The organism is Pseudoxanthomonas taiwanensis, from assembly GCF_010093135.1.
Classification (GTDB): domain Bacteria; phylum Pseudomonadota; class Gammaproteobacteria; order Xanthomonadales; family Xanthomonadaceae; genus Pseudoxanthomonas; species Pseudoxanthomonas taiwanensis.
The window spans coordinates 92430-109216 of record NZ_PDWK01000002.1 but is presented as its reverse complement, the minus strand read 5'-3'; the positions used below and the strand labels follow the sequence as shown (position 1 = coordinate 109216).

14 protein-coding genes are annotated in these 16787 nt (G+C 72.5%); 11 read left to right on the top strand and 3 right to left on the bottom strand.

Going from position 1 to position 16787, the window contains the following annotated elements; all coding sequences use genetic code 11:
• From CR938_RS01060 to CR938_RS01025, 8 genes are all read left to right on the top strand, one after another.
• Positions 1 to 1025 (top strand): phytase (locus tag CR938_RS01060; protein ID WP_162123224.1); only part of this gene is annotated, 1025 nt, incomplete at its 5' end.
• A gap of 29 nt (positions 1026 to 1054) precedes the next feature.
• Positions 1055 to 1903, top strand: coding sequence for a M23 family metallopeptidase (locus CR938_RS01055; protein WP_162123234.1), 849 nt, complete (start codon positions 1055 to 1057; stop codon positions 1901 to 1903).
• 58 nt (positions 1904 to 1961) lie between these two features.
• The gene (locus CR938_RS01050) at positions 1962 to 2351 is read left to right on the top strand and encodes a GntR family transcriptional regulator (RefSeq protein WP_162123223.1); all 390 of its coding nucleotides are present in this window, start codon (positions 1962 to 1964) and stop codon (positions 2349 to 2351) included.
• Entirely contained in the window at positions 2348 to 3256 is a 909-nt protein-coding gene (locus tag CR938_RS01045; protein ID WP_162123222.1) for an ABC transporter ATP-binding protein, read from the top strand. Before CR938_RS01050 ends, CR938_RS01045 begins: the two co-directional genes overlap by 4 nt.
• On the top strand, positions 3253 to 4647 hold the full coding sequence (locus CR938_RS01040; RefSeq protein WP_162123221.1) for a hypothetical protein: 1395 nt from the start codon (positions 3253 to 3255) through the stop codon (positions 4645 to 4647). Before CR938_RS01045 ends, CR938_RS01040 begins: the two co-directional genes overlap by 4 nt.
• Positions 4648 to 4773: 126 nt before the next feature.
• Positions 4774 to 6378: a peptide chain release factor 3 gene (locus CR938_RS01035; protein WP_162123220.1), complete on the top strand. Its 1605-nt coding sequence runs from the start codon at positions 4774 to 4776 to the stop codon at positions 6376 to 6378.
• Between the two features lie 57 nt (positions 6379 to 6435).
• Positions 6436 to 7128, top strand: a complete 693-nt coding sequence (gene trhA, locus CR938_RS01030) for a PAQR family membrane homeostasis protein TrhA (protein ID WP_162123219.1) — start codon at positions 6436 to 6438, stop codon at positions 7126 to 7128.
• 47 nt (positions 7129 to 7175) lie between these two features.
• Positions 7176 to 9134, top strand: a complete 1959-nt coding sequence (locus CR938_RS01025; RefSeq protein WP_246190927.1) for an AsmA family protein — start codon at positions 7176 to 7178, stop codon at positions 9132 to 9134.
• Positions 9135 to 9141: 7 nt separating this feature from the next.
• Here the strand turns inward: CR938_RS01025 and CR938_RS01020 are convergent, their stop codons facing one another.
• Genes CR938_RS01020 through mtgA form a run of 3 tightly spaced genes read right to left on the bottom strand, consistent with a single transcriptional unit; the run spans position 9142 to position 11322 of the window.
• The gene (locus tag CR938_RS01020) at positions 9142 to 9519 is read right to left on the bottom strand and encodes a CBS domain-containing protein (protein WP_246190926.1); all 378 of its coding nucleotides are present in this window, start codon (positions 9517 to 9519) and stop codon (positions 9142 to 9144) included.
• Positions 9437 to 10558, bottom strand: coding sequence for a glycosyltransferase family 2 protein (locus CR938_RS01015; RefSeq protein ID WP_162123217.1), 1122 nt, complete (start codon positions 10556 to 10558; stop codon positions 9437 to 9439). Before CR938_RS01015 ends, CR938_RS01020 begins: the two co-directional genes overlap by 83 nt.
• Before the next feature lie 32 nt (positions 10559 to 10590).
• Positions 10591 to 11322, bottom strand: a complete 732-nt coding sequence (gene mtgA, locus CR938_RS01010; protein WP_162123232.1) for a monofunctional biosynthetic peptidoglycan transglycosylase — start codon at positions 11320 to 11322, stop codon at positions 10591 to 10593.
• A gap of 241 nt (positions 11323 to 11563) precedes the next feature.
• On the opposite strand from mtgA, the gene hslO reads away from it, so the two are divergent.
• From hslO to CR938_RS00995, 3 genes are all read left to right on the top strand, one after another.
• Positions 11564 to 12460 (top strand): Hsp33 family molecular chaperone HslO, encoded by an 897-nt coding sequence (hslO, locus tag CR938_RS01005; RefSeq protein ID WP_162123216.1) that lies wholly within the window; start codon positions 11564 to 11566, stop codon positions 12458 to 12460.
• A gap of 166 nt (positions 12461 to 12626) precedes the next feature.
• Positions 12627 to 13445: an XOO1806 family protein gene (locus CR938_RS01000; protein ID WP_211365146.1), complete on the top strand. Its 819-nt coding sequence runs from the start codon at positions 12627 to 12629 to the stop codon at positions 13443 to 13445.
• Positions 13446 to 14077: 632 nt separating this feature from the next.
• A complete protein-coding gene (locus CR938_RS00995) occupies positions 14078 to 16720 on the top strand; it encodes a TonB-dependent receptor plug domain-containing protein (protein WP_162123214.1) in 2643 nt (880 codons plus the stop codon).
• Positions 16721 to 16787 lie beyond the last annotated feature (67 nt).

Genomic DNA, 16787 nt, shown 5'->3' with positions numbered 1-16787 from the left:
TCCACGCCTCGTCCACCACCGGATCGGCCGCCGGGCTGCCCGCGGCCGATCCGGTGGTGGACGAGGCGTGGATCTCACCGCCTCTGGAAGGCGAGGAACTGGATTCGCTGGCCGCCTGGCAGGACGAGGACGGCCGCGTGCTGGTGGTGGCCACCGCCAAGTCCAGCCACCGCCTGTCCGTGTTCGATGCCGCCAGCGGCGCGCGGCTGCGCACCTTCGGCGGCCCCGGCCAGGGCCCGGGCCAGTTCGCCCGGCCCAACGGCATCGCCGTGTTCGGCGACCTGCTGTTCGTGGTCGAACGCGACAACCACCGCGTGCAGGTGCTGTCCCTGCCCGCGTTCGAGCCGCTGGGCAGCTTCGGCCAGGAGCAGTTGCGCCTGCCCTACGGCCTGTGGGTGTACGAGCACGCCCCGGGCGAGGTGACGGTGCTGGTGACCGACAGCTTCATGCAGGATTTCGCCAACGCCGTGCCGCCGCCGCGCGAGCAGCTGGCCGAGCGGGTCAAGCGCTTCCGCGTGGCGGTGGACGAGGACGGCGTCCTGCGTGCCCGCTACGACGGCGCCTTCGGGGACACCGGCGAGGGCGCGCTGTTCATGGTCGAGTCCATCGCCGGCGACCCGGCCGGCGGGCGCCTGCTGATCGCCGAGGAGGACCGGCGCGTGGGCTCCACCCTGCGCGAGTACGCCCTGGACGGCCGCTACCTGGGCCGCAGCCTGCCGCCGCTGCGCGGCGAGGCCGAGGGCGTGGCGCTGTGGGAGTGCGAGGGTGGCGAGGGTTACTGGATCGCGGTCGAGCAGCTGCGTCCGACCCGCTTCCACGTGCTCGAGCGCGACACCCTGCGCAGCGCCGGCGTGTTCACCGGCAGCCGGACCGCGCGCACCGACGGCATCGCGGTGTTCGCCGGCCCCACGCCGCGTTTCCCCGGCGGCATCCTGTTCGCCCTGCACGACGACCGCGCGGTGGCGGCCTTCGACCTGGGCGAGGTCGCCCGCAGCCTGCGGCTGTCGCCGCGCTGCGGCGGCTGAGGCGCGCGGCGCGCGGCGGGGCCTGCGCACTGCTCCTGCTGCTGGCGGTGGCCGCCACCGCCCCTGCCCCCGCGCAGCAGCGTTTCTGGCCGCGCCCGGCGCCGGCGCCCGCCGATGCCGGCCGGGCGGCGCCGGCCGATGGCCGCGTACACTTGCGCCTGGTGCCGCGCAGCGGCCACCACGAGGCGTGGGTGGACAACGGCCTGCACGGCCCGGTGCAGGTGCGGCTGCGCCCGCGCCGGGGCGACGGGGTGCGGCTGGTGCCGGCCTCCCCGGTGGACGCGGTGGTGCCGGCGCGCGGCCGCATGCTGGTGGCGCGCGCCTATCCGCTCGACCCGCGCCGCCCGCTGCACGCCGACCTGGCGCTGGACCAGGTTCCGGGCGACCCGCGCGCCACGCCCCTGGACGTGCCCTACCGGCTGCCCTTCGCCCACGGGCACGTGCGCGTGGACCAGGCCTTCGGCGGCGCTTACAGCCATGCCGACGCCGAGAACCTGCACGCCGTGGACTTCGCCCTGCCCGAGGGCACGCCGGTGCTGGCCGCGCGCGAGGGTGTGGTGATGCAGACCGAGGCGGGGTACCGCGAGGGCGGCCCGGAGCCGCGCCTGCGCGGGCGCGCCAACTTCGTGCGCATCCTCCACGCCGACGGCAGCATGGCCACCTACGCCCACCTGCAGCCCGGCGGCGTTCTGGTGCGTCCCGGCCAGCACGTCCGCCAGGGTGAGCGGATCGGCCTGTCCGGCAACACCGGCTACAGCACCGCCCCGCACCTGCACTTCGTGGTCCAGGCCAACCGCGGCCTGCGCCTGGTATCGCTGCCCTTCCGCATGGCCGGCCCGGAGGGCGAGCTGCACTTCCCGCGCCCCGCCGCGCGCTGAGCGTCGTCCGTGCGCGGGGGGCTTGACGGCCGCCACGTGTATCGATGTATTAATACACATGGATGCACACCTGCTGCACGTGAACCCCTCCCTGCCCGAGCCGATCTACCGGCAGATCGCCGACCAGGTGCGGCGCATGGCCAGCGCCGGCCAGCTGCGCCCCGGCGAGGTGCTGCCCTCGGTGCGCGAGGTGGCCGCGGTGCACGCGATCAACCCGATGACGGTCTCCCGCGCCTACAGCCAGCTGGAGGCCGAGGGCGTGCTCGAGCGCCTGCGCGGCAAGGGCATGGCGGTGGCCGCGCGCGGTCGCGGCGGGAGCATGGCCGCGCGCATGCAACTGATGGAACCCACCCTGCGCCAGGCCGCGCGCCATTGCCGCGAACTGGAACTCCCCGCCGACCGCGTGCTGGCGCGGCTGCGGCAACTGATCGAAGAGGACGACGCATGAACGCACTGACCCTGCCCGCGACGCAGCACGACCTGGACCTCGAACGCCCGCTCGCCGCGCGCGGCCTGCACCTGGGTTACGGCCGCCGGGAGGTGCTGCGCGGCGTCGACCTTGATATCCCGCAGGGCGAGGTGCTGGGCCTGATCGGCCGCAACGGTGCCGGCAAGAGCAGCCTGATCGGCTGCCTGCTCGGCCTGCTGCGCCCGCAGGCCGGCCAGGCGCTGGTGTTCGGCGGCCCCGCGCTGCGCATGGACGACGCGCGCAAGGCGCGGCTGGGCTACGTGCCGCAGCAGCCGCAGGCCTTCGGCTGGATGAAGGTCGGCCAGCTCTTCCAGTACCTGGGCCAGCTGTATCCGGGCTGGGACCCGGCGCATGCGACCGCGCTGCTGCGGCGCTGGGAGATCGATCCGGGGCGCACCATCGGCCGGCTCTCGCCCGGCGAGGCCCAGCGCCTGGCCCTGGCGCGCGCGCTGGCGCCGCGGCCGGCGCTGCTGGTGCTGGACGAGCCGGCCTCGGCGCTGGATCCGGTCGCGCGCCGCGAGCTGCTGCGCGAGCTGGTCGGTCAGGCGATGGACACCGGGACCACGGTGCTGTTCTCCAGCCACATCGTCAGCGACCTGGAACGGGTCGCCTCGCGGGTGGCGTTCCTGCACCAGGGGCGCCTGCTGCTGGATCGTGCCCTGGACGAAGTGAAGGACGAGACGGTGCGCCTCCCCCTGCCCGCCGCTGCCGCAGCGCGGCTGCCGGCCGCGCTTCCCGGCGAACTGGCGAGGCGCACGCTGCCCGGCGGCGCCGTGAGCCTGGTCGTGGCCGGCCGCGCGGGCTGGCAGGAGCTGCTGCTGGTCGAGGGCGTGCGCACCGACCGGCTGGGCCTGGAAGACCTGTTCGTCGAGGTGGCCGGATGAACGCCGCCACCGCGACGCGCGCTCCGCACCTTCCGTTCGCCTCGCTGCGCACCACCGTGGCCGCGGGCGGCTGGACCAACGGCCTGTTGCTGCTGGGCCCGGCCCTCGGTCCGCTGCTGGCATGGGCCAGCGCGCCCGGACGCGCATTCCAGCTGGGGCTGGTGCTGTGCGCGGTGTGCACGGTGTTCTGGGCCATGCTCGCCGGGGCGCGGCTGGTCGCACTGTTCCTGGGGGCCTGGCAGCTGCGCACCCCGCGGGTGCGGCAGCATGCGCTGGCGTGCGGCGCCGCGGCCTTGGCCATGGTGGTGGTGGTGCCGGCGCTGGTGCTGGCCGCGACCACATCGGGCAGCTTCGCCATGGCCGCGGCGGTGCTCGCCGCCGCGCTGGCGCTGGGCCTGTTCTGGGTGAGCATGCCGCCGTGGGCGATGTGGCCGCTGCTGGCCCTGGGCGTCGGCGCGCGCTGGCTTCCCGGGTGGGTCGACGAGGCGCTGCTGCGCGCGGCGCTGCACCCCGGCGCCATCGCCCTGGCCGCCGCGGGGTTGCTCGGCGCCTGCGCGGCATGCTGGGCCTGGATGGCCGCGCGCCCGCGCGATCCGGGCACGTGGTCCACGCCGCTGTCGCTGACCATGGCGCGCGGCGGCCTGGACCCGTCCGGCCTGGCCCGGCAGCCGTACGCGGAGACGTCCCTGCTCACGCCGGACACGCCGGTGGGCAGCGCGCTGCGGCGCGCGCCACAGGAAGCCCTGGCCATCGCCCTGGGCCCGGGCTTCGGCCGGCACTCGCTGCGGAACGTGCTCGTCGCGCAGGTGCCCATCGTCGGCGTGGCGGCGTTCTGGCTGCTACTGGGCACCGGCGGCGGCGACAGGCCCCACATCGGGCTGGCGTTCGCGCCGCTGATGGTGCTCAGCACGGCCTTCGCCCCGGTCGTCCGCCTGCAGACGCTGTTCTGGCGACCGGCCCTGGGCCTGCACGAACTGGCCCTGCTGCCGGGCCTCCCGGGACGCCCGGCGCTGTCGCTGGCCGCCCAGCTGGGCCGGCAGGCGATCGCGCGTGCGCTGCCGGCGCTGGCGGTGATGGCCGCCTTCGGCCTGGCGGTGGATGCGCCGCGCGCGTACTACCACCTGCTGCTCTGGTCGTCGGCGGCCTGCCTGTTCCTGCTGTCGGGCGGGACCCTGCTGTCGCTGCGTTCGCAGGCCGGACGCTGGGCCTGCGCGGCGCGGGGGCTGCTGCTCGCCCTGCTGTCGGTCGGCGGCATGCGGGTCGCGCTGCGCGGCGAGCCGCCGGCGTGGCTGCACACGGCCTGGAGCGCGGCCCTGCTTGCCGGCGTGGTGCTGCAGGGCGTGGCGCAGGAACGGCTCAAGGCCCTGCCGCATCCCTGGCTGCACGGATGAGCGGCGCGGCCATGCCGTGAATGCATCCCGCCGGAGGGCGCTCCCGCGGGCCACGCCGCCCCGGGCCCNCCCCGTATAATCGCCGGCTTCCCGCCCCAGAGCGCGCCGCCCGCGGCGCCCGCCCCCATGTCCGAAGTTCCCAACGAAGCCGCGCGCCGGCGCACCTTCGCGATCATTTCGCACCCCGACGCCGGCAAGACCACGCTCACCGAGAAGCTGCTGCTGTTCGGCGGGGCGATCCAGATGGCCGGCTCGGTCAAGGGCCGCAAGGCCGCGCGCCACGCCACCTCCGACTGGATGGCGCTGGAGAAGGAGCGCGGCATCTCGGTGACCTCCTCGGTGATGCAGTTCCCCTACGAGGGCCGCATCGTCAACCTGCTGGACACCCCGGGCCACGCCGACTTCGGCGAGGACACCTACCGCGTGCTCACCGCGGTGGACAGCGCGCTGATGGTCATCGACGTGGCCAAGGGCGTGGAGGAGCGCACCATCAAGCTGATGGAGGTGTGCCGGCTGCGCGACACGCCGATCATGACCTTCATCAACAAGCTCGACCGCGAGGGCAAGGACCCGATCGAGCTGCTGGACGAGGTCGAGAGCGTGCTGCAGATCCAGTGCGCGCCGGTGACCTGGCCGATCGGCATGGGCCAGCGCCTGAAGGGCGTGGTCCACCTGCTCACCGGCGAGGTGCACCTGTACGAGGCCGGGCGCAACTTCGCCCGCCAGGACTCCACCATCTTCCCGTCCATCGACGATCCGCGACTGGAGGCGCGCATCGGCGCGGACATGCTGGCCGAGCTGCGCGAGCAGCTGGAGCTGGTCGAGGGCGCCTCGGCGCCGTTCGACAAGGACCGGTACCTGCGCGGCGAGCAGACCCCGGTGTTCTTCGGCTCGGCGGTGAACAACTTCGGCGTGCAGCCCCTGCTGGACTTCTTCGTCGAGCACGCGCCGCCGCCGCAGCCGCGCGCCACCACCACCCGCCAGGTGCGGCCGGAGGAGGAGAAGCTGACCGGCTTCGTGTTCAAGATCCAGGCCAACATGGATCCGCAGCACCGCGACCGCGTCGCCTTCATGCGCGTGTGCTCCGGCCGCTTCACCGCCGGCATGAAGGCCTTCCACGTGCGCTCGGGCAAGGAGGTCAAGCTGGCCAACGCCCTCACCTTCATGGCCTCCGACCGCGAGATCGCCGAGGCGGCGTACCCGGGCGACGTGATCGGCATCCACAACCACGGCACCATCGCCATCGGCGACACCTTCACCGAAGGCGAGCTGCTGTCCTTCACCGGCATCCCCAACTTCGCCCCGGAGCTGTTCCGCCGCGCGCGCCTGCGCGACCCGCTCAAGCTCAAGCAGCTGCAGAAGGGCCTGGCGCAGCTGTCCGAGGAGGGCGCCACCCAGTTCTTCCGCCCGCTGCTGAGCAACGACCTGATCCTGGGCGCGGTGGGCATGCTGCAGTTCGACGTGGTGGCCTACCGCCTCAAGGACGAGTACGGCGTGGACGCCAGCTTCGAGCCGGTGGGCGTGGCCACGGCGCGCTGGATCCGCTGCGCGGACCCGAAGAAGCTGGAGGAGTTCCGCGAGAAGCATGCCAACAACCTGGCCATCGACGCGGCCGGCGAGCTGGTCTACCTGGCCCCGACCCGGGTCAACCTGGAGCTGGCCCAGGAGCGCTCGCCGGGGGTGGAATTCCTCGCCACCCGCGAGCACGCCTGCAGCGTCGGGGTGGACTGACCCGGACCGCGGGGCATCCCTTCCCCGCGGCGGGTGCGGTGCCCATAATCGGCGCCAATGAACCGACCCGCCGAACCGGACCCCGGCGCGCCGCAGGCCGGCATCCCGCACCCGCTGCGGCAGGAACTGTGGAACGCCCTGACCCACGGCCTGGGCGCCGCGGCGGCGTTGGCCGGCGGCGCGGTGCTGATCACCCTGGCGGCGATCTGGGGCGACGCCTGGCAGCTGGCCGGGGCCATCGTCTTCGGCGTGGCCCTGCTGCTGCTGTACACCGCCTCCACCCTGTACCACGCCATCCAGCACCCGGTGGCCAAGGGCCGGCTGAAGGTGTTCGACCACTGCGCGATCTACCTGCTGATCGCCGGCACCTACACCCCCTTCACCCTGGTCAGCCTGCGCGGGCCATGGGGCTGGAGCCTGTTCGCCGCGATCTGGACCCTGGCCGTGGCCGGGGTGGTGTTCAAGCTGTTCTTCACCGGCCGCTTCAAGCGCCTGTCCACCGCCATCTACATTGCCATGGGCTGGCTGGTGGTCGTGGCGGCCAAGCCCATGCTGTCCTCGCTGGACGGCTGGACCCTGGGCTGGCTGCTGGCCGGCGGCGCGGCCTACACCCTGGGCACGTTCTTCTACCACCGCGAGTCGATCCCCTACTCGCATGCGATCTGGCACCTGTTCGTGATCGCCGGCAGCGTCTGCCATTTCGTCGCGGTCAGCGCGCAGGTGCTGGCCCCGCGCATGCACGGCGGCTGAGGCCGCGTTCGCGCCGCGTCCACCCCGCCACGCCGATGCTGGCGGGCATGAACGCGCCCGCCTCCCGGTCCCGCGCCCGGCGCCCGCGCTGGCCGCCGTCGCGCCGCGCCGCGCTGGTCCTGGCCGGCCTGGCCGCCGCCATCGCGCTGCTGCTGGCGCTGTTCGACTGGAACTGGTTCAAGGCGCCGCTGGAACGCGCGGTGGGCGCGGCCACCGGCCGCCAGTTCCGCATCGCCGGCGACCTGGACGTGGACCTGGGCCGCACCATCACCGTCTCCGCCGACCGCCTGTCGCTGGCCAACGCGCCCTGGTCCAGCCACCCGCACATGGGCACGGCCAGACGCATGGAGGTGGACGTCGCCCCCTGGCCGCTGCTGGCCCTGCGCCTGCACATGAAGGAGCTGCGCGCGATCGGCCCGGACATGCGGCTGGAGGCCAACCCGGACGGTCCGGGCGGCAACTGGGACTTCATCGGCGGGGACCGGGCGGAGCGCACGCCACGCTGGCGGCTGGACCGGCTGTGGATCCAGGACGGCCGCCTGCGCTACAGCGACGCGGCCGCGCGCACCGGCATCGACATCACCCTGGACAGCGTGGAGGCCGGCGACGGCCCGGCGCCGGTGGCGCTGGCCGGCAAAGGGCGCTGGCGCGGCGCCGCGTGCCGGCTGCCGGGCAGCGCCGCCCCGCCGCTGGACCTGGCCGACGCCGCCACACCCTACCGCATCGACCTGGAGGCGCGCGCCGGCAACACCCGCGCCAGCGCCTCCGGGACGCTCACCCATCCGTTCCGCTTCCAGGTCTTCGACCTGCAGCTGGCACTGGCCGGGCAGGACCTGGAGGAGCTGTACCCGCTGCTCGGCCTGGCCCTGCCGCCCTCGCCGCCCTACGCCCTGGACGGACGCCTGCGCCGCGACGGCCAGGTGTGGTGCTACGAAGGCTTCAAGGGCCGGGTCGGCGACAGCGACCTGGCCGGCGACGTGCGCATCGACGCCCGCGGCGAGCGTCCGCTGTTCACCGCGCGGCTGCTGTCGCGGCGGCTGGATCTCGACGACCTGGCCGGTTTCCTCGGCGCACCGCCCTCCGCCGGCGAAGGCGAGACCGCCAGCCCCGGGCAGCAGGCCCGCGCCGCGCGCCGCGCCGCCAGCCCGCGCCTGCTGCCGGACACGCCCTACGACCTGGCCAAGCTCAACGCGATGGACGCGGACGTGCGCTGGCGCGCACAGGCCATCCACGCGCCGCGCCTGCCCATGCTCGAGGCCATGGACGCGCACCTGCGCCTCGAGGGCGGCCGGCTGCACCTGCAGCCGCTGGACTTCGCCGTGGCCGGCGGCCAGGTGCGTGCCGACGTGCGCATGGACGCACGGCGCGCGCCGATCGCCACCCACGCCCGCATCGCCGTGCGCGGAGTCGAGCTGCCGAAGCTGTTCCCGCGCGCGGAGCTGGCGCAGGGCACGGCCGGACGCATCGCCGGCAACATCGAGCTGCGCGGCCGCGGCGATTCGGTGGCCGCCATCCTCGGCGGCGCGGACGGCCAGGTCGCCCTGGGCATGGGCCGCGGCCGGATCAGCAACCTGGTCATGGAGCTGGCCGGCCTGGACGTGGCCGAGGCGCTGAAGTTCATGCTCACCGGCGATCGCCAGGTGCCGATCCGCTGCGCCTTCGCCGACTTCGGCGTGGAGGACGGGACCATGACCGCGCGCGCCCTGGCCCTGGACAGCACCGACACCCTGGTGGTCGGCGAGGGCACGGTGGACCTGGAGCGCGAGCGGCTGGACCTGCTGCTGCGGCCGCGCCCCAAGGACCGCAGCATCCTGGCGCTGCGCTCGCCGCTGCGCGTGGGCGGCACGTTCAAGGACCCGTCGTTCCGCCCGGACATGGCCGCGCTGGGCCTGCGCGGGGCCTTTGCCCTGGCGCTGGGCAGCATCACCCCGCCGGCCGCGCTGCTGGCGACCTTCGAGACCGGCCCGGGCGAGGACAGCGACTGCGGCGGCCGCTACGCGCGCTAGGCGCCGGTCAGGACACGATGTAGCGCTGCAGCTGCTCCAGCTCCATCTGCTGGTCGGCGATCACCGCCTTGACCAGGTCGCCGATGGAGATCACGCCGGCCACCGCACCGTGCTCCACCACCGGCAGGTGGCGGATGCGGCGCTCGGTCATCAGCTGCATGCAGGCTTCCACCGGGGTGTCCGGCCCGACCGTGACCACCGGCGTGGTCATGATCGCCTCCACCGGCGTGTCGGCCGAGGACCGGCCCTGCAGCACCACCTTGCGGGCGTAGTCGCGCTCGGACAGGATCCCCGCCAGCACCTCACCGCGCATCACCAGCACCGCGCCGATGGACTTCTCCGCCATCAGGGCGATGGCCTGGATCACCGGCGCCTCCGGTGCCACCGCGAAAATCCCGGCCGGCTTTTCCGCCAGCAGTTGACGCACCGTGCGCATGGTCGCCTCCCTCCGCGGAATGCTGCGCCGAGCATACTCCCGCGGCCGGCCGCCAGGTGTCGACGAGGTACAGCGGGCGCTGCTTGGCCTCCTCGTAGAGGCGGCCCAGGTACTCGCCGATCAGGCCCAGCGCGATCAGCTGCACGCCGCCGAGGAACAGGATCACCACCATCATCGTCGGCCAGCCCGCCACCCGGTCGCCCCAGAGCAGGGTCTTGGCCACCACCACCACGCCGCCGGCGAAGGCCGCCGCCGCGGTGAACAGGCCCAGGTAGGTGGCCAGGCGCAGGGGCGCGGTGGAGAAGCTGGTGATGCCCTCCAGGGCGAAGTTCCACAGCCGCCACAGGCTGAACTTGCTGCGCCCGGCCAGGCGCGGCGCGCGCCGGTACGGCAGCGCGATGCGGCGGAAGCCGACCCAGCCGAACAGGCCCTTCATGAAACGGTGGCGTTCGCGCAGCTGGCGCAGCGCGGCCAGCACGCGCGGGGACAGCAGCCGGTAGTCGCCGGCGTCGGCCGGCACCGGCGTGTGCGACAGCCGGCCGATGATCCGGTAGAACGCGGCCGCGGCCGCGCGCCGCACCCAGCTTTCGCCGTCGCGGGCGACGCGGATGCCGTAGACGTCGTCGTAACCCTCGCGCCAGCGCGCGACGAACTGGCCGATCAGCTCCGGCGGGTCCTGGCCATCGGCGTCCAGGATCATCGCCGCGCCCTCCTCGACCAGGTCCAGACCGGCGGTCAGCGCCGCCTCCTTGCCGAAGTTGCGGCTCAGCCGCAGCAGCGAAACCTCCGGGTCCTGCGCCGCGATCCGGCACAGCACCTCCCAGGTGCCGTCGTGGCTGCCGTCGTCCACGTACAGCACGCGGGTGCGCAGCCCCTCCAGCCCGTCGAGCGCGGCGCGGATGCGCGGATGCAGCAGCGGCAGGGACTCGGCCTCGTTGCAGGCGGCCACCACCACGGTGAGCTGGTCGTGCCGGTGTCGTTCGGTCATGGGGCGATGGTAGCCAGCGCGGCGGTGCGCTGTCAGTCGAGCTGGCGCAGGTGGGCCTGCCCGCCGAGCTGGCGCATCTGCCGCTGGATCCAGGCCGCGCGCCGCTGCACGTACGGACCGGGATTGCGCGCGTCGTAGCGGCGCGGCGCCGGCAGCACCGCCGCCAGGCGCGCGCAGCGGGCCGCGTCCAGACGCGCCGCGTCGGTGCGCCAGTAGCTGCGTGCGGCCGCCTGCACGCCGTAGATGCCGTCGCCGAACTCGGCCACGTTGACGTACACCTCGATGATCCGGCGCTTGGGCCACATCGCCTCGATCAGCAGCGTGTACCAGGCCTCCAGCCCCTTGCGCAGCCAGCTGCGGCCGGACCACAGGAACAGGTTCTTGGCCACCTGCTGGCTGATGGTGCTGCCGCCGCGCAGGCGGCGGCCACGGGCGTTGTGCTCCAGCGCCTTGTTGATCGCCTCCAGGTCGAAGCCGTGGTGGCGGGCGAAATTCTGGTCCTCGGCGGCGATGGCCGCCAGCGGCATCCACGGCGAGATCTCGTCCAGGTCGCGCCATTCGTAGGCCACCCGGAAGTCCCAGTCGCCCTGGCGCCAGGCCTCGGCCTGGCGGGCCAGCATGAAGGCCGAGAAGGGCGGATCCACGAAGCGCAGCACCGCCACCTGCAGCACGCTGGCGGCCACGAACAGCAGCGGCAGCCACAGCAGCAGGCGCAGCAGGCGCCGGCGGCGCGTGCGACGCGGGCGGGCGGGTTCGGTGGCGATGGCGCGACTCCCCGGTTGCGGCCGGCCCCGTGCCGGATCCTCGCGCGGGATGGTAGCCTTTCGCGCCCTTTTCCACCCCTCCGCGGCGGCCGCGCCGACGCCGCCTGCACGGTCCCGGGCGCAGGCTGGCGCCGTGCGCGGAATGCGCCCCGTGCTCCGCCTTGGAAAGGCCGGCGGCCGCCCGCATGGTGGAGTGACCGCAATCTTCCTTTCGCGGCCATTGGGCCGCTCCAGGTGAACCGTGAACCAGGCTGACGATCTCCGAGGACGTTTCCTTCTTCCCGCCGCGGGCGTGCGTGGCGTCTACGTGCGCCTGCGCCAGGCCTGGTCGGAACTGCTGGCGCACCAGCACTACCCGCCCGGGGCGACCTCGCTGCTGGGCGAGGCCGTGGCCGCGGTGACCCTGTTCACCGGCCACACCAAGGTGGACGGACGGCTGTCGGCACAGCTGCGCGCCAGCGGCCCGCTGCGCGCGCTGTTCGCCGAATGCACCGCGGCCGGCACGGTGCGCGGCATCGCCCGCCTGGAGGAAGGCGCCGACGCCCCGCGCGCCCCGTCCATGCTCGGCGAGGACGCCCTGCTGGCGGTGACCATCGAGAACCCCGGGCTGGACCCGCGCGAACCGCAGCGCTACCAGAGCCTGGTCGCACTGGGCAGCGCCGATTCCCTGGCCGAGGCCTTCGAGGACTACTTCCGCCAGTCCGAGCAGCTGCCCACCCGGCTGCTGCTGGCTGCCGACGGCCACTGCGCTGCCGGCCTGATGCTGCAGAAGCTGCCCGGCGAGACGGGCGACGCCGACGGCTGGGACCGGGCCGGCGCGCTGTTCGACACCCTGGGCGAGACCGAGCTGCTGGAGACCGACCCGCAGCTGCTGGTGCACCGCCTGTTCCACCAGGAGGAGCCGCGCCTGCTGGAGGAACGGCCGATCCGCTTCGGCTGCTCCTGCTCGGCCGAGCGGGTGGCCGGGATGCTGCGCAGCCTGGGCGAGGAGGAGGTCCGCGCCGCCGCCGCGGCCACCGGCTCGGTGGACGTGCGCTGCGAGTTCTGCGGCCGGGAATACCACTTCCCTTCCGGCGAAATCGCGCTATTGTTCAACCAGCCGGCCGAGACCTCGCCGGCACCGGACCTGCTCCAGTAACCGGTGACACAAGCCACAGTTCCATCATCCGGGGAGGGCTGCAGCTTGTTAACCATTCGTAAACGCCATACCATCGGGATCCCTTCCGAATGGGAACTCCCGGCCCGTTTTCGGCTCTAATGCCACGACCATGACCCGCTTCCGCCTGCCAATGCTGGCCGTCCTCGTGACCGCGCTGACCGCGGCCGCGGGCGCGCACGCCCAGCAGGTGCGGCCCGGCAAGGGCCACGCCGTGCTGCCGGTGTGGGACCAGGGCAGCGGCAAGGTCGAGGCCGTGCTGCTGCTGGAACCGGCCAAGGACGGGACCCCGCAGCTGAAGTTCGGCAACCACACGCTGGACACCGCTTTCGGCCTGGGCTCGGGCGACTCGCTGGGTCTGCTGTGCAACGGCACCAGCGGCGCCAGCATCAGCAGCCTGGCCAGCCGCTGCCTGCTGGCCACCCTCGGCGGCGAGCGCGAGGCGGCCGCCAACGGCCGGCGCCTGACCGCCACCCCCTCGGTGGACGGCCCGGGCAGCCGCTTCGGCTTCACCGCCGGCACCACCCGTGACGCCACCCTGCCGGCCTGGCTGGATGCCGGCTCGCTGCCGCTCAGCGGTCGCGTCGAGCAGAACGACCTGCAGATCTTTGGCCAGAAGGAGCTGGGCTCGGAGGGCTACGTGTCCTTCGCCGGCACCTATGCCCGCGCCCGCCTGATCCCGGTGGCCGAGGCCCCCGGCCTGGCCGAGCGCTGGGACAGCAAGACCCTCAGCGTCGGCGGCGGCTACGGCCCCTTCAGCGCCAACATCATCGGCCGGGTGGTCGACGGCCGCACCGGCGACAAGTTCGAGGGCCTGGGCCTGGGCCTGACTTGGCGCACCCCGTGGAGCGGCCAGCTGACCGTGGGCGCCGACAACGTGGTGACCCGCGGCCGCAACCCGTTCTCGCCGACCCACGGCGACGACGAGGGCGCCGTGCCCTACGTCCGCTACGAGCAGGGCCTCTGACACACCCCTGCGGCACGGCCCGGTATCCCGCAACGTTTCGCAAAGCCGGCCCCAGCGCCGGCTTTTTCGTGTCCGGCCGCCAGGCCCGGTCGCCGGGGGACCCCGCCGGGTCCGCACCCGCTTCCGGTCACCGGGCCGGAGCGGGCTCTTCCCGGGCGCTCCGGCCACGGGCTGCCCGTGGCACGCCGCCGCGAACGCGCCTGCCCTCTGCCCGCTTCCCGGCCTGCGCGGAAGCCTCCCCGACCGGCCATCGCGATGGCCCGCATCAAGCCCTGCCCGCAGCGCCATTCCGGCCTGGCAGCACGGACACGGTCGCGCGCCTGCCGCCCCATATTGGTGCGCACCCGGGGACATTCGCACCAAAATCAAGAGAATCCACGACCACATTCAGCTGAATAGGGATTCCTGAATAGGGAATCAGCGTCGAAACTTGTTCCAGGGAAACTGTTTCAAGGGATACACATGCGTATTCATTCAGAAACATGAAGGAACAAGTTTGTCCTGAACTCTTAACGCGGCTTTAATTCCCGGATATTCCCCGTTAGTATCGGCCTCACCCTCCCCTCCGGCATGGCGGGGAGGCAAACAAAAACGATTGTGGCGTTACTTCATTTCTCACTCGGAGAGACCTGATGAATCGCAAGACCCACAAACTGCGCGACGCGATCGCGATCGCGCTTCTCGCGGGCGCCGGCGGCACCACCGTCGCCTACGCCCAGGAGGCGACCACCCTCGACCGCGTGGAAGTGACCGGTTCGCGCATCAAGCGTGCGGAAATCGAGGGCCCGAACCCGGTTACCGTCATCACCCGCGAGGAGATCGAGCTCTCCGGCGAACTGTCCGTCGCGGACTTCCTGCGCAACAACGTCTTCAACTCCTACGGCTCGGCGCGTGAGTCGTCCGGCTCGGCCTCCGGCTCGTACGCCACCTTCAGCATGCGCGGCCTGGGTTCGTACTACACCCTGGTGCTGCTGGACGGCCGCCGCATGACCAAGTCGGCCTCGATCGACGGCGCCGCGGCCAACGTCAACCTGATCCCGACCGCCGCCATCGAGCGCATCGAGATCCTGCGCGAGGGCGCGGGCGCGATCTACGGCGCCGACGCGATCGGCGGCGTGGTCAACGTGATCCTGCGCAAGGACTACGAGGGCCTGAACGTCACCGTCGGCCACGAGGCCCCGGACGGCCCGGGCCCCAATGCCTCCAACGCCAGCATCTCCGGTGGCATCAGCTCGGACCGCGGCAACGTCACCTTCGTCATCGATCACGCCGAGCGTGACCTGATGTACAACCGCGAGATCCTGCCGATCCTCGCCAAGCACGGCTTCAGCCCGGAGACCCCCGGCCTGGCCTCCGCGTTCCTGAGCGCGTTCAACGCCCCGGCCAACTTCTACAGCGGCGAAACCGGCCTGGTCGGCGCGCCGAACTGCGACCAGTACCCGAACAGCATCCGCGTCGGCCAGGTCTGCCGCTTCCATCACAACATGACCTCGGCCAACGAGGCCTCGCTGAAGCGCGACTCGCTGCTGGTCAACGCCAACTACGAGCTGACCGAGAACACCCGGTTCTTCTTCCGCGGCATCGCCACCGACACCAGCAGCCTCGGCGTGTACGCGGCGGCCCCGGTGGACAGCTTCCCGACCATCGCCGCCGACAACCCGTTCAACCCGTTCGGCGTGGACGGCACCCTGTACTACCGCTTCACCCCGCTGGGCACCCGTGACGCGCTGCGCCGCGACTACTACCGTGACTACAGCTTCGGCCTGGAAGGCCAGAACGACTGGTTCGGCGGCTCCACCTGGCAGCTGTACGCCGGCCACGGCCGCGTGTCGCTGTCCAGCGTGAACTACAACTACGGCCTGTCCTCGGCGCTGCAGCAGGCGATCGACTCGGGCAACTTCAACCCGTTCGACCCGAACCACCCGAGCGTGGCCGAGTACGCGCCGCAGATCGGCCACACCGTGTACGTGGAGAACGAGCAGCGCACCGTCAACGTGGGCGGCAACATCGGCTTCGACCTGTTCGAGATCGGTGGCCGCCCGTCGGGCTTCGTGCTCGGCTTCGACTACTTCGACGACCGCCTGACGTTCCAGTACGACTCGCAGAGCGCCGCGGGCAACGTGTTCGGTTCGGCCGGCGCCGGCCTGGGCGGCGAGCGCGCCAACTACGCGGTGTACTTCGAGAGCCTGCTGCCGCTGCTGGAGACCCTGAACGTCTCCCTGGCCGGCCGCTACGACAGCTACAACGACGTCGGCAGCAAGTTCTCGCCGCGCGTGTCGCTGGAGTTCCGTCCGCTGGAGTCGCTGCTGCTGCGCGGCTCGTGGGGCAAGGGCTTCCGCGCCCCGACCATGGGTGACCTGTACGGCGCCCCGTCGACCACCAACCTGGAGATCCCGCCGCTGTCGTCGGCCAACCTGCCGGGCGGCGACCCGGTGGCCTGCCAGGCGCTGACGCAGTACCGCAACAGCTCGGGCAACGCCAGCTACCAGCCGTACCCGGTCAATCCCTGCGGCACCAACGCCCAGTACCAGTTCACCGTCACCTCGAACCCGGACCTGAAGCCGGAAGAAGCGACGAACTGGGGCGCCGGCTTCGTGTGGAGCCCGACCGAGAACGTGTCGGTCGCGGTTGACTACTTCGACATCAAGCTGGAGAACATCATCGCCTCCGTGCCGCGCGCGCTGGCGCTGTCCTTCGGCGAGCAGGGCCGTGCCAACTACGGCGTGACCCGCGGCCCGAACGTCGTCGCTCCGGGTGGCGCCATCCTGCCGGGTCCGATCCAGAACATCCTGCTGCCCGTGGACAACGGCGCCATGCAGCGCACCAAGGGCGTGGACCTGGACCTGACCTACCGCTTCGACATCGGTGCGGCCGGCCGGATGAACACCAAGCTGGTGTGGAGCCACATCCTGGCCGACGACTTCACCCCGATCGCCGCCGACACCCTGGAGCAGGCTGGCACCCTGGGCCTGCCGCAGGATCGTGCCCAGCTGTTCGTGGCCTGGGAGCGCGGGGACTGGGGCGCCGCCGTGATCACCAACTACATCGGCGACCACAGCGACGGCACCCCGGGCACGTCGATCCCGTCGTGGACCACCGTTGACGCGCAGGTCAACGTGGCCCTGCCGTGGAACGGCCGCGTCACCCTGGGCGTGCGCAACGTCGCCAACAAGATGCCGCCGTTCAACGTGAACTACGGCTCGCCGTTCTACGACAACTCGCTGTACAACATGTACGGCCGCGTCCCGTACATCCGCTACGAGCAGAACTTCTGATCCTGGCGGAAAACGTGGCAACCGGGTGGCCCGCCTCGTGCGGGCCACCTTTTTTGTGCGTACATTC